The organism is Thalassoroseus sp., assembly GCF_984380535.1.
Genome location: NZ_CFHRBF010000009.1, coordinates 276,860 through 289,544 on the forward strand (window position 1 = coordinate 276,860; position 12,685 = coordinate 289,544).

At 56.1% G+C, this 12,685-nt stretch carries 11 protein-coding genes; 8 read left to right on the forward strand and 3 right to left on the reverse strand.

The window, feature by feature from the left end; genetic code table 11:
- Window positions 1–180 precede the first annotated feature (180 nt).
- The 3 genes from AC5DDB_RS14635 to ruvB all read left to right on the forward strand — a co-directional run bounded on the left by AC5DDB_RS14635 (window position 181) and on the right by ruvB (window position 4,628).
- Window positions 181–2,469, forward strand: coding sequence for a tetratricopeptide repeat protein (locus AC5DDB_RS14635; RefSeq protein ID WP_491740473.1), 2,289 nt, complete (start codon window positions 181–183; stop codon window positions 2,467–2,469).
- An 87-nt stretch (window positions 2,470–2,556) separates the two neighbouring features.
- Entirely contained in the window at window positions 2,557–3,309 is a 753-nt protein-coding gene (locus AC5DDB_RS14640; protein ID WP_491740474.1) for a YebC/PmpR family DNA-binding transcriptional regulator, read from the forward strand.
- A 248-nt stretch (window positions 3,310–3,557) separates the two neighbouring features.
- On the forward strand, window positions 3,558–4,628 hold the full coding sequence (gene ruvB / locus AC5DDB_RS14645) for a Holliday junction branch migration DNA helicase RuvB (RefSeq protein WP_491740475.1): 1,071 nt from the start codon (window positions 3,558–3,560) through the stop codon (window positions 4,626–4,628).
- 72 nt (window positions 4,629–4,700) lie between these two features.
- On the opposite strand, the gene AC5DDB_RS14650 is transcribed toward ruvB, so the two are convergent.
- Window positions 4,701–6,611, reverse strand: a complete 1,911-nt coding sequence (locus tag AC5DDB_RS14650) for a COG1361 family protein (RefSeq protein WP_491740476.1) — start codon at window positions 6,609–6,611, stop codon at window positions 4,701–4,703.
- Between the two features lie 364 nt (window positions 6,612–6,975).
- On the opposite strand from AC5DDB_RS14650, the gene xerD reads away from it, so the two are divergent.
- Window positions 6,976–7,929, forward strand: a complete 954-nt coding sequence (gene xerD, locus AC5DDB_RS14655) for a site-specific tyrosine recombinase XerD (RefSeq protein WP_491740477.1) — start codon at window positions 6,976–6,978, stop codon at window positions 7,927–7,929.
- A gap of 13 nt (window positions 7,930–7,942) precedes the next feature.
- Here the strand turns inward: xerD and AC5DDB_RS14660 are convergent, their stop codons facing one another.
- The gene (locus AC5DDB_RS14660) at window positions 7,943–8,500 is read right to left on the reverse strand and encodes an ExbD/TolR family protein (RefSeq protein WP_491740478.1); all 558 of its coding nucleotides are present in this window, start codon (window positions 8,498–8,500) and stop codon (window positions 7,943–7,945) included.
- 152 nt (window positions 8,501–8,652) lie between these two features.
- Between AC5DDB_RS14660 and rpmB the strand changes: the two genes are divergently transcribed.
- The 4 genes from rpmB (at window position 8,653) to AC5DDB_RS14680 (ending at window position 11,494) form a co-directional block, all read left to right on the forward strand.
- Complete coding sequence (gene rpmB, locus AC5DDB_RS14665; RefSeq protein WP_491740479.1) at window positions 8,653–8,922, forward strand: 50S ribosomal protein L28; 270 nt, start codon at window positions 8,653–8,655, stop codon at window positions 8,920–8,922.
- Window positions 8,923–8,930: 8 nt separating this feature from the next.
- Window positions 8,931–9,236 (forward strand): Asp-tRNA(Asn)/Glu-tRNA(Gln) amidotransferase subunit GatC, encoded by a 306-nt coding sequence (gene gatC / locus AC5DDB_RS14670; RefSeq protein WP_491740480.1) that lies wholly within the window; start codon window positions 8,931–8,933, stop codon window positions 9,234–9,236.
- Between the two features lie 170 nt (window positions 9,237–9,406).
- Entirely contained in the window at window positions 9,407–10,852 is a 1,446-nt protein-coding gene (gene gatA / locus AC5DDB_RS14675; protein WP_491740481.1) for an Asp-tRNA(Asn)/Glu-tRNA(Gln) amidotransferase subunit GatA, read from the forward strand.
- Between the two features lie 300 nt (window positions 10,853–11,152).
- Window positions 11,153–11,494: a hypothetical protein gene (locus AC5DDB_RS14680; RefSeq protein WP_491740482.1), complete on the forward strand. Its 342-nt coding sequence runs from the start codon at window positions 11,153–11,155 to the stop codon at window positions 11,492–11,494.
- A gap of 177 nt (window positions 11,495–11,671) precedes the next feature.
- On the opposite strand, the gene AC5DDB_RS14685 is transcribed toward AC5DDB_RS14680, so the two are convergent.
- A complete protein-coding gene (locus AC5DDB_RS14685; protein WP_491740483.1) occupies window positions 11,672–12,622 on the reverse strand; it encodes a sugar phosphate isomerase family in 951 nt (316 codons plus the stop codon).
- Between the last annotated feature and the right edge of the window lie 63 nt (window positions 12,623–12,685).

Sequence of the window (12,685 nt, forward strand, 5' to 3'; positions counted from 1 at the left end):
TGCAGGTGTTGTCGGTCAAAGTCGCTGGGCCACTGGACGAAGTTCCCGGGTGGAATGTACCCTGTAGGGAGTTATTGATCTGTTCGGTTGAGCCGGTCATCGGATTGGTGTCGCGATCAATGACCGATCCGCCCCTTCCGGCTGAGCCCGACAATTGTCCTACGCACGGAGAGCGACCGCATGTCGATTGTTTCTCGATCAGTCCGTTCCACGCATCGCTACCGCATGAGTAGCCTCGCGGGATTATCGTTGGTGTTTGTCTTTGGAGTCACGGTCGGCACGCTTTCGGCGGCCAACAGTCCGGTGAAGCCGGGCAATCCCATGACCACCGAAGATCCGAAAACCGAAACGCCGGGCTTTCAACTTCAGCCCGGTGACGACGAACTCAAACCGCTTGTGCCGAAGAACGCTCGGACGGCCGGGGTGCAGTCCCGTTTGGATGCAATGGCGTGGTTCATGACTGGTGAACTGCGGGAACGTCGGAATGATTTCACCGGTGCACTGGAAGCCTACAAGAAGGCCGTCGAACTCGATTCCGAAGCGATTGAGATCTATCGCCAACTGGTTCCATTGGCGTTCAGTCTCGGGAAGAAGGACGACGCCGTCCGCTACGGTTTGAAAGCGGTCGAACTCGATCCTAACGATTTCCGCTTGTTGCGTCGGTTGGGCATTCATCTCGCGACCGAACGCGACATGGAAACCGCAGTTGAGTTGCTCGAAAAAGCGGTTGAGTCGGAAACGCTCGACAAGAAGTCTGGTCAGTTTGTTACGCTGAATCGGGACTTGGCCGTCATCTATGGCGTCCTCGGCGAGACGAAGAAAGCCGCCGACGCGTATGCGGTCGTCTTTGAAGCGTTGACCGATCCTGAGAAGTTTTCACTCGATTTCCGCTTGCGGCGGGCATTGGAAGCGGACCCCGCTTCGAGCTACGAACGCTGTGGCCAAGCGTTCCTTTCCGACGACCGTTTGGAACTCGCCGCCAAGGCTTTCGAGCAAGCCGCTGCGAAGTCACCGGGGCAACGTGCCCAACTCGGATACGATTTGGCTCGGGTTTATCTGAAGAGTAACGAACCCAAGAAGTCGCTAGAGCATCTCCAGAATTATTTCGATGCTCAATTGCAATCGAAAGGACGCGAGGCGTACGAACTGTTGGCAGATATCTTGGACAAACTCGATCGATCGGATGAGTTGACGGGCCGATTGGAAGAACTTGCCAAGAAAGACGACAAGAACCAAACACTCCAGTTTTTCCTCGCGGAGCAATACCTCGATCAGAACAAGCTCGACGAAGCAGAAAAACTATATCTCTCGTCGTTGGAACGGTCGAAGAGCGCAGAGGGATATGCGGGGTTGGCGTCCGTGTATCGTCGTCAGAGTAAACCAACGGAGTTGTTGGATGCCCTAACCGATGCCATTTCCGCCGGAGCCGTCGAAGACACGGAAATTCTCGCAGACGAATTGGAAGCGATAACCAAGGACGAAAAACTCTTGGGTGATGTCCTCGGTGCCGCCAATCGGCAACTCGACGACTCGAACCTGGGTTTCGCCGGGAGTTTGGTAGCCGGTCGTTTGGCGGTTCGGAGTGAGAAGACGGATGAAGCCGTCAAGTTCTTCGAAGCCGCCTTGGATGCCGATCGCAGTCAGTCGAACACGTTGTACAGCGAACTCGGCGAGTTTTTGTTCGACGTTCGCGACTATGAAGCTGCCGCCAAATGGTTCCAACGGGCCTCGGAAGACCCGATTGTCGCAGGGGGGAAACCGAACTGGTTGTTCCGTCTGTCGCAAGCGCGTGTGCTGACCAACGACACGGACGGTGCTTTGAAAGCGGTTCGGGAGGCGAAAAAGATACTGCCGAATGTCGCGTTGTTGCACTACCAAGAAGCGTGGATCGAATACTACGCCGAGAACTACGACAAGGCTCTCGAACTGTTCGCCCAATTGGAGAAAGACTTCCCCGCCGACCGCGACACCATTCGGCGGGCTCAGTACATCATCTCCAATATCTACGTGCAACAAGGCGATATGCGGAAGGGCGAGCAAGTCCTTGAGAAAGTCTACGCGGACGATCCCGAAGATGTCTCCGTCAACAACGACCTTGGTTATCTCTACGCCGACCAGGGCAAGAACCTGGAACAGGCGAAAAAGATGATCGAAAAAGCGCTCGCCGCCGAACCGGAAAACGGGGCCTACCTCGACAGTATGGGCTGGGTGCTTTACAAACTGGGGCAGCACAAAGAAGCGTTGCCCTATTTGGAAAAGGCCGTCGAACAGGAAGCGGGCGGTGACGCCACAATTTGGGATCACCTCGGCGATGTGTATCTCGAACTGAATCAGCCAGAGAAAGCCGTCGACGCTTGGCAGAAAGCCTTGAAAGATGCCAAAGATGCGACCAAGCCCGACAAAAAACTGATCGGCCGCATCGAGCAAAAACTCGCCGGTGCGAAAGTCGAAAGGACCGGAGACAAATAACCTTACCGTCGACACGTCGACGGACCCGACCGCATGCGGTCGGCTTAGACCCACATCGAAACCTTGCGTTGAAGTAGATACCCACAGATGGCAGGCCATTCCCATTGGGCGAATATCGCCGCGAAGAAAAGTGTTGTCGATAAGAAGCGGGGCAAATTGTTTGCCAAGCTGAGTCGGAAGATCATCGTGGCCGCTCGACAGGGCGGTGGCGATCCAGTGATGAATTTGGCGTTGCGGTACGCGATCGACAAAGCTCGTAAAGCGAGTATGCCCAACGACAACATCGAGCGAGCCGTCAAAAAGGGCACCGGCGATCTCGACGGCGAGAACTACGAAGAAGTCATCTACGAGGGTTACGGTCCCGATGGCGTCGCCGTGATGTGTGAAATCCTCACCGACAAACGCAACCGCACCGCTGCCGAGATTCGTAAAATCTTCGAGAATCACAACGGCAACCTCGGCAGCACGAACTGTGTGGCGTACATGTTCGAACGCAAAGGGCTATGCATCATTCCCGAAGAGCAAACGAGCGAAGAATCGCTCTTCGAGATCGTGCTGGAAGCCGGTGCCGACGACGTGAAACACGAGGGCGACGCGTTCGAAGTCACTTGTCCGCCAGAAGTCTTCGCCGATGTGACAACCGCGCTCGAAGAACACAACCTCACGCCGACATATTCGGAAGTCACGCAAATCGCCCAGAACACGGTCGAACTCGATGCCGAAGCCGGTCGTCGCGTGTTGAAGTTCATCGAAGACCTCGAAGACAATGACGATGTCCAGAACGTCATCGCGAATTTCAACATCCCCGATGAATTGATGGAAGAAGTCGCAGAGAGTTGATCCTCTGTTATGTATGCAACGAGACGCACCAACTCACTTCGTTGTCAGTAACACGGTACGTGATGTTTCGGCACGCGTATCCGACGATTTTCTGAACGCCCGCTTGACGTTCGTGCACTTCGGTCCAACAATGGATCGATGTTGTGAACATTTGTTTTGTGTCAGGGTGGGCGTGACCGATGAACGGATTGGCGACTCGGATTCGAGGACGGGTTGGGCAGCAGGCGTTTCGATCGATAGGAGTACCGATGGCACGGGACGCGATCATTCAAAACGATGACTTCGACGACGAGCAATTGCCGCCGTCCGCGGGGATTTTCAATCCAGACGATGCGCAGTACGACGAAACCCTGCGACCAACACGATTGAAGGATGTTGTCGGGCAACGGCGGGTTGTCGAACGGTTGCAGATTGTGCTCGATGCCACCAAGAAACGGGGCGAACCGCTCGGGCATTTGTTACTCGATGGTCCGCCAGGCATCGGGAAGACGACGCTGGCAACCGTGATCCCCAAGGAACTCGGCACGGAACTGCAAATCACCTCGGGACCGGCACTCACGGCTCCACGGGATTTGCTGCCATATTTGACGAACGCCGGGCGGGGGAGTGTGCTGTTCATCGACGAAATTCATCGGCTGCCGGCGGCGGTCGAGGAGTTTATCTACCCGGCGATGGAAGACTTCCGCGTCGATATCGCGCTCGGCGAAGGACTGAACGCTCGCACGATCAGCATGGATCTGCAACGGTTTACCGTCATCGGTGCGACCACGCGAAGTGGGATGCTCACCGGTCCATTACGCGATCGGTTCGTCACTCGAGAGCATTTGGAGTTCTACGACGATGACGAACTCGAAACCATCGTTACCCGGAACGCCAACAAATTGCGGAACGAGATCACGCCAGAGGCGGCCAAAGAGATTGCGCGACGCAGTCGGGGCACACCACGGAAGGCGAACAACTTGCTCCGGTGGGCTCGCGACTACGCCGACAGCAAATCCGATGGCCGAATTACGACGGAGTTAACGAACGACGCGCTCCGGATGTTGGAAGTCGATCACCTTGGCTTGGAACGCCAAGACCGGCGGTACTTGGAAACGCTGATGGGCGTGTTCACGGGCGGACCGGCGGGCATCAATGCAATTGCCCACACCATGCACGTCGCCCCCGACACCCTCGAAGACGAAGTCGAACCGTTCTTGCTGCGGTGCGGACTCATCCAACGCACGCCCCGTGGCCGGATGGTGACGGCTGCCGCCTACGATCACCTCAAACGCACCCCACCCGCAACCGGAAACGACTCGCCAACGGCAGCGTTTTAGACATTGTGCAGGAAACAAAAAAAGGGCACCGTGGATTCACGGTGCCCTTTGGCTTTGTGTAGCTTGTGATTTTCACTCGCCGTAGAAGCGGGTGAGTTCCTCGACGGTCAGGGGTTCGGGGATGGAATCGCTGACGAGTTGGGCGCGGATGCGTTGGTATCCATCTTTCTGGCCTTTCACTCCAACGCGGAACGTCACTGTTTTCCCGGGGGGCAGAGTGGCGAGCGGTTGGAACCGGACCACGTCAGATGCTTTCGACGCTTGTGTTGGCCCTTCGGCATTCGTGAGTTGTAAGCCGTTCGGGAGTTGGCAGGCGAGCATCACGTTAGCGGCGGCTTTTGTGCCTTCGTTGCGAATGACGACTTCGTAGAAGGTGTCGGCTCCGACTTCGACCGGGTCGTACTGATCGCTGACTTCGAGTACCAAAGCGGCGACTCCGTCGACTTTCGTCAGGCACTTGGTTTGGGCTCGGGTGCCTTGATCGGTCAACGCGGAGGCGTAGTGTTCTTGATCGCCCAAGACGGTGGCTTTCAGGGTTGCGGTGACGGTGGCGGTTTGGCCGGGTTCCAGCTGACCGACAAACCAACCAACGCTGCGGCTGGCGGGATCGTACTTTCCGCCATTCTCAGCGGAGATGAATTCGAAACCGGACGGCAGCTTGTGCAGCAGACGCACGTTGTTGGAAACGGCGGTGCCGTCGTTCGTGACTTGAATTTGGTAGTTCGCGTTACGTCCTTTGTACCGCAGCCCGGGGCCGATCATCGCCACTTTGACACTCGGCGAAATCACGCGGACGGAACTCTGCGTGACTTTCCGCAGGAAGGGCTCGCCACTGACGGCTTGTTTGGCTTCCGCGATAACTTGCACGGCGTGTTCGCCACCTTTGACCGCCGCCAATGCCAATCGAATTTGGCGAGTTTCACCCGGGTTCAGCGAGCCGATGCTCATTTCGAGTTGCTTGCCAGCGGGGTGTTCCAAGCCGGGAGGAATGAGAGCTTTAATGTCCACGTTTTGTGCAACGCCAGTTCCGGGGTTTGTCACCGCGATGATCTGCGACGCTGGATCACCAAGTTGCACTTCGCTAGGGCCGGTCAAAGCGACTTCCAAAAGCGGTTCGTACACGTTCATTTTCGTTGCTACCCCACTCGTGTAGCGAACAAAAGCCGAAGCGGGAAGTTCACCACGTTTCATGGGCACAAATTGAATGTTGATTTTGCGGGTGTCGCCCGGTTGCATCGAGCCGAGCATCCACATCATGTTCGACGACTTCACGAGCGGCACGGGGTTGGTTTCCTTGAGGAATCGCACGCCGGAGTCGAAGTAACCTTGGACGGTGACATCGTGCACGGGCTGTTGACCGTTGTTTTGCACGACCAATTCCATCTGGCAATTTTGACCGACATTGATTTCGGAAACCTTGTTCCATTTCAACGTAACCGCCGAGGCCGATACTCCAGAATCCGGGACCGGTGTGTAGCTGGGTTGAATGGCGAATTCCGGGAACTTGGTGTCCGCAGGAGAAGCTACCGGAGTCCCTGCAGTAAAATCCGGTTGAGCGATCGGTTCGGGGAGCGGTTGTGGTTTCGCTGGGAACTCCTGCGAAGGCAGCAGATCGCTGGGATCGAGTTGCTCACGGTCCACCGTAGGCATGATTTGCTTTTCGACGCTGCCGAACGTGAGCGTTCCTTTCCGCGGTGGCAACTTGGGCTCTGGCTCACTCTGCTGGAATGACGACTCGCCGGGAAACGCCGCGAAGGGGTTCTCGATTTCTTCCTCATCCAGTTCTTGAACCGGGATGGATTCCGGCACTGGGATTGTCGCGTTTTGAGGAATCGTGATGCCTGGTCCTGTCGCGGGAGCAAACGGATTGCGAACGGAGATACCGTTCGGTGGTTCCGCAGCCGATGCCCAGGAGAACGCAGTCGCGACCACACACGCAATCGCAATTGTCGAACCGATGCCAATCCATGCTGATCGTTGCATTCCGGAATCCCTTCCTTGTTCGCTGGATCCGTTCTGGGGCGAACGACTTTGAAAAAACTGCAGACCCGTTTTCCGATGCTTCGGATGCGAAGCGAATCGGCCTGTCGTCATTCATCGACCCGAAATTCACGTCCACTTGAACGATTTGGGGAAATTGTGTCGATTTTTTCGAAGAATTCGGCGGAATTCTGGTCAGATGGCGGTTTTCCTTGGAGAGTTCGCACGCCAAGTCTCTCAAAACGCGCGGTGGTTGACTTTTGTGTTCCTGTTATGCGGGGAGGTCAAGGCAAACTACGGGGGTCAGGCGGTGATGACGATGTTGATGGAGAGGCTTTGAGTTTCGCATCCGTTCCCGTAGGGCATCATGGCAAGACGCAAACGACCGCCGAAGGATTCTGTGTTCTCGACGGCGACTAAACCGTCGGGGAAATCGTACCTGCCCGCGTTTCTGCACTACCTCGACGCCGAATGCGGATTGGCTCAGAACACTCGCCGGGCCTATGGCACCGATTTGGAGCAGTTCTTCCAATGGTTCGAAACTCGGGGCACGCTGTCGCTGCACGATGTCGATCTCTCGTTGTTGACCGAGTGGATGGAGCATCTGCGTGAACGTGATTTGAAGACCACGTCGATCGCCCGGCATCTCGTTTCTTTGAAGATGTTCTTCCGCTATTTAGTGCTGGAAGGCATTTTGCTGGAGAGCAGTGTTGAACTGCTGAGTTCGCCGAAGCTCTGGCAATATTTGCCGAAGGTGCTCAGCCCGGCGAAAGTCGACGCGCTGCTTTCAGCTCCGCAAAATTGTGATCAGTACCCCCTACGCGATCGGGCCTTGCTGTGCCTGCTGTACGCGACTGGTTGCCGAGCCAGTGAAGTTGCCAACATGAAACTTACGCAGTTACATTTGGACGAGCATTTCTGTCGCTGCGTGGGGAAGGGGAATAAAGAGCGGTTAGTGTCCCTTAACCCCGTTGCCGAAGCCGCGTTGCAGACCTATCTCACACATGAACGTCCCGACTTGGCCAACCGAGCAATCAGCGAACCGGAATGGCTACTGCTCACCCGAAGTGGACGTCGCCTTTCGCGATTACGAATTTGGCATTTGGTGAAGAAGTACGCCGCTCGGATCGGGTGTAGTGAGGACGTCAGCCCACATACGCTGCGACACAGCTTCGCGACCCACATGCTCGCAGGCGGTGCAGAAATCCGTGCCCTACAGGAAATCCTCGGACACGCCAGCATCGCCACCACACAAAAATACACGCACGTCGACCACAGCCGATTAAAGACGATTCACCAAAAGTACCACCCGCGGGGGTAGGGAGTCGTCGTTATCAGGGATCTGCAAAGACCACCTGAGTGCCGTATCGAACGATTTCCAGTTCTCCTCCTACTCGCCGAGCATCTCCGGTACAAGCACTGATGACCGAAACTGCGTGCTGGTAGTCCAAATTAGAATCGATTCGCAGCCGAATTTTCAAGTTGTCAAGAAGATCGCGATGCGCATTGTCGTCGCTAAACAGTTTCCGCATTCTCGAACGCAAACGCTCGATACCAGCTTCACCGGCTCCCAGTGAAGTGCCACCAAGTTGAACGTCTCGAAGTGCCCCACTGGCATCTGCTCTTAGACGGACATCAATCGCATCAAAACAAATTGTTTCCCCGGTTGCATTCACATCATGTTCCGGTTCGTAACTCGCCCGCAATTCCCCCTCTGGCTCGACAATTCGCAGCGTGAGCATAAAGAACACCAGCAGCAAAAACACAACATCGATCAACGCGGTAAACGATCGTTGTCCGGTTCCGTTTTGTCGACTGCGAAATCGCATGCGGGAATCCTCGATACAGATGGGAAGTAAGACTTCCCGATTGTGCCGGAAATTGTTGTCCATTACCAATCTTTCTTTGTCGTCTCCCGCCTGATCTCTCACACCTCCACATCTTCAGGCCGTTACTCTTGCGTTCCTCAGCGGTCTGCCTATACTGAGTGGCTTCTCGATTGTTTGAATGCGTTTGTTCACTCTTGTTTGAAGTGGTTGGCGTCATGAGCCAAAAATGTGATGTCTGTGGCAAAGCCGCGAAGGTCGGAAACTCGATTTCGCAACGCGGGAAACCCAAGTACTTGGGCGGGAACGGCCGGAAAACCACCGGGATTACTCGCCGTAAGTTCAAGCCGAACTTGCAGAAAGTGCGGGTCCAAGAAGAAGACGGCGCTCGTTCGCGGAAAGTCTGCGTGCAATGCATTCGCAGCGGTCGCGTGCAAAAAGCCGTCAAACGGGAAGCATTTACGCTCCCGGAAGTCGCTGGTAAGTAACGACTGCCATGTCGACTCCCAACCCACTCACTGCCGACGCCGTTCGCAAGGTAGCCGTTTTGGCTCGGTTGAAGTTGTCCGATTCACAGATCGACCGCTTCACCGAGCAATTGGGTGACGTCTTGCAGTACGTGCGGTTGTTGGATGAGGTTGATATCGAAGGCGTGGAACCGATGGCGCATGCCGTCGAAGTGACCAACGCCTTGCGGGACGATGTTCCCACGCCCTCACTCGATCGAGAAGCCGCCCTGCAAAACGCGCCGCAGACCGATGGCAAAACCTTCCGCGTGCCGGCTGTGTTCGGGGGCGAATAGCTCGCTGCGCGTCACTTTGATCCGACGCGATAGCGATTTCAATCGAACTTTCTCACAACTTGTCGGAATCGCGGATTGAAGATCGAGGGTGGAGAATCGCAGCAGAGGCAAGACTCTGATCAACTTGCTATCCTCGATCTTCCGTCCTCTATCCTCGAAATCAATCCGCCATGTCTGTAACTGATTCTACCGCCTGCGAACTTCTCGATCTGCTGTCGCGGGGCGATGCGTCCGCTGTGGATGTCAACACCGCCTATCTCGACCGGATTACCACTGAGGACGAACGCATCGGTGCGTTTCTGCACGTGGATCGGGATGCTGTTCTTGAACGTGCTGCAAATATCGACACGCGTCGCAAGTCCGGCGAAACGCTGGGGGCACTGGCCGGGTTGCCGGTGGCGGTGAAGGATTTACTCTGCATCCAGGATCAACCGACGACCTGTGCGAGTCGAATGCTCGAAAACTTTCGGCCGCCTTACAACGCTCACGTCGTCGAACAACTGTTGGCAGCCGACGCCGTGTTGATCGGAAAGACGAACCTCGACGAATTCGCGATGGGGTCGTCGAACGAGAATTCCGCGTTCAAGACCGTTAAGAATCCTTGGGACGAAACCCGAGCGGCTGGCGGTTCCAGTGGTGGAAGTGCGGCAGCGGTAGCGGCAAAGTTCGCACCGGTTTCAATCGGCACCGATACCGGCGGCAGTATCCGGCAACCGGCGGCATTCTGCGGCGTGGTCGGCATGAAACCCACATACGGTCGCGTCTCCCGATACGGTTTGATCGCCTTCGCCAGTTCGCTCGATCAAATCGGTCCGCTCGCCAATGATGTGAAAGGTGCTGCCCGACTATTGGAAGTCATCGCCGGACACGACGGACGCGATTCAACCTCGATCAATCAAGCCGTCCCATCTTACAGTGAAACAGTCGATCAACCGCTCCAAGGTTTGCGAGTCGGTTTCGCACCGGAGCACTTTTCGGAAGGGCTTTCGACGGAAGTGGAGCAAGCGGTCAAGACGGCGCTCGATGTGTATCGCTCGCTTGGCGCGGAAGTCAAAGAAATTCATCTGCCGCACCAGAAATACACGGTCGCGACATATTATCTGATCGCACCGTCGGAAGCGTCTTCGAACCTGGCACGTTACGACGGCGTTCATTACGGATATCGAGCCGAGAAGTTCGACGACATGATCGACATGTACGCCGCCAGTCGCGGCGAGGCGTTCGGCGATGAAGTCAAACGGCGGATCATGCTCGGCACGTTTTCGCTCTCCGCCGGGTATGCCGATCAGTACTACAACAAAGCCCTGAAAGTGCGGCGACTCATTCGGCAAGACTACGACAACGCCTTCGCCGATGTCGACATCATCGCCGGCCCCGTCACCCCGACACCCGCCTTCAAGTTGGGCGCGTTGGTCGATGATCCGTTGCAGATGTATCTCTCCGACATCTACACCATCGGCGCGAACCTCGCCGGCATCCCCGGCATCTCGCTACCGTGCGGCTTCGCCGAAACGGAGGGTTCCAAACTTCCGATCGGTTTGCAACTCCTCGCACCCCCATTCGAAGAAGACCGCCTGCTGCGTGCCGCCCGCATGTACGAACGCGAAACCGCCTAGAGCGTTCGGTAGCAACGTAGGCTGGGACAAGTCCCAGCAAGAGCGGCCTTTACGTGCGGAAGATGCTGGGACGCGTCCCAGCCGACATTTCTCTCGTCTTTGCTTTCTTCTGGCCATGTCTCCTATTGCTCAGGGTGATCAACAAACCGTGGAACGCTCCGAAGTGGAAAAATCGGCACGAGCAAAACGGTGCAAGCGGGGAACCACACTCACCACAAAATTGATCGTTGCATTTGGACTTTGTCTCGGTTGCAATGAAATGCCTGGAACGTCTTCGAGTTCAGAGCAAGCAGGTGTGGAGTGGGTGCTTTTATCGGCTACGGGAATCGTGGGGTTTGGGCATCGAATGCGGAACGCGATGTCTTCCTGGATTGGTACGCGAGCCACCGCTGTCGTTGGGACGATGCCCGCTGGCGGTACTGCAAGCACCATTCGCGTCGTTGGCCTGGGAACGGGATCGAACTTAACGAACTCATTCCCCGCGGCGAACGGTTCACGGTCAGTGAATTTGAACTCCAGCAAGTAGCCCAAAAGTACGCGTCATCCGTGACCAAGTTGCTCCAAATTATTTCTGACATCACCCACGCCAAGTGGAAACACTCGGCGAACAGCCTGGAAGCCGTGCATTGGCGGAAGTCATAGCTCTGTCGGCTGGGGACGAGTCAGCATCTTCTTCATTGGACGCTGTCTTGCTGGGACTTGTCCCAGCCTACGATTTTGCCAAGCGATGTAGGTCAGGCTGTGCCTGACACGTCAAGATGGCAACCGCTTTTGATGTCAGGCACAGCCTGACCTACGGGGTTTCGAATTCCGATTGCGTCAATTGCATTCCGCGACCAAAGGACCGGCGAGTTCGTCGAGGTAGAAGAGTTTGCCGGGTTGGGTGGGCATGAAGGTGGAGGGGATCCACGGCGTGGGTTCGTGGCGGAGGGTCATCCACAAGCTCAAGCCTTGCCATTGCATGCCGCGACTGAAGGTGCCGTCCGCTCCGCCGATGATCTTGTCGGCTCCTAGGAACAAACCCGGTCCGATTGTATTCGCGAAACATGGCACGAGTGTGGTGCGGCTCTTGAAACTGGTGACGGCGTTTTGTTCGATCGTCAGCGGATGGAGATTCGCCCCGATGCGGTGTGTCGCGGCTTTCCAGTCGGCTTCGGATTCATACTCGCCCGCGAATTGCGGTTCCCAAAAAGCAATGTGACAGACCCGCCCAATGCCGAAGATGACGGTCAGCTTCGCACCGTTGTCTCGCAGTTCGCCGATCTTCTCAGCGTAGGTCGGCAGCACTTTTTTCGTAGCGAAGTTGCGTTGTCGCTTGGGCACCGTGAGTTTTCCCAGCGGGCCGTAGAACGCACCTTCCATGGCATTTTGGAACGAACCGGGTGCGGAGCCGGGCAGGGTGGTGCCTTTATCGTCGCTCCACTCATCCATGTTGAAGCCATGGACGTGCTTGCAATCCACGCCCCATTCCTGCAGGAAGAACACGGCCCAGCGGTACATGCCCATCGGACCGACCGGCAGAATCAATGCGCACTGTTCGCCGGCGTCTTTGGCATTCTTGATGGTCATCGCGATTTCGTGACCCATGTAGGTGTCGAAATCGGTCGGCGAGGTGCATTCAATGAGTTGAAAACCCTTGTGCCACCATTTCTGCTTCTGGCCGATCGTTGACGGATCATCATCGACACAGGCGTCGATCTTCTGCATATCCCAACCGGCGGGGAAGAAGTTTTCCATGTTGGAACCGGAGATCGTACTCATCAAATCCATGGGGTGTCTTTCATCGTTGCTGTTCGATCGGTGAGCCGCATTTCGGCAAAAGTATAACGACAA

Coding starts and splice junctions, on each gene's coding strand:
- gatC (WP_491740480.1), top strand. CDS start 8,931: ATGTCGACTCCCAACCCACTCACTGCCGACGCCGTTCGCAAGGTAGCC.
- rpmB (WP_491740479.1), top strand. CDS start 8,653: ATGAGCCAAAAATGTGATGTCTGTGGCAAAGCCGCGAAGGTCGGAAAC.
- AC5DDB_RS14685 (WP_491740483.1), bottom strand. CDS start 12,622: ATGGATTTGATGAGTACGATCTCCGGTTCCAACATGGAAAACTTCTTC.
- xerD (WP_491740477.1), top strand. CDS start 6,976: ATGGCAAGACGCAAACGACCGCCGAAGGATTCTGTGTTCTCGACGGCG.
- AC5DDB_RS14635 (WP_491740473.1), top strand. CDS start 181: ATGTCGATTGTTTCTCGATCAGTCCGTTCCACGCATCGCTACCGCATG.
- AC5DDB_RS14640 (WP_491740474.1), top strand. CDS start 2,557: ATGGCAGGCCATTCCCATTGGGCGAATATCGCCGCGAAGAAAAGTGTT.
- gatA (WP_491740481.1), top strand. CDS start 9,407: ATGTCTGTAACTGATTCTACCGCCTGCGAACTTCTCGATCTGCTGTCG.
- AC5DDB_RS14660 (WP_491740478.1), bottom strand. CDS start 8,500: ATGGACAACAATTTCCGGCACAATCGGGAAGTCTTACTTCCCATCTGT.
- ruvB (WP_491740475.1), top strand. CDS start 3,558: ATGGCACGGGACGCGATCATTCAAAACGATGACTTCGACGACGAGCAA.
- AC5DDB_RS14650 (WP_491740476.1), bottom strand. CDS start 6,611: ATGCAACGATCAGCATGGATTGGCATCGGTTCGACAATTGCGATTGCG.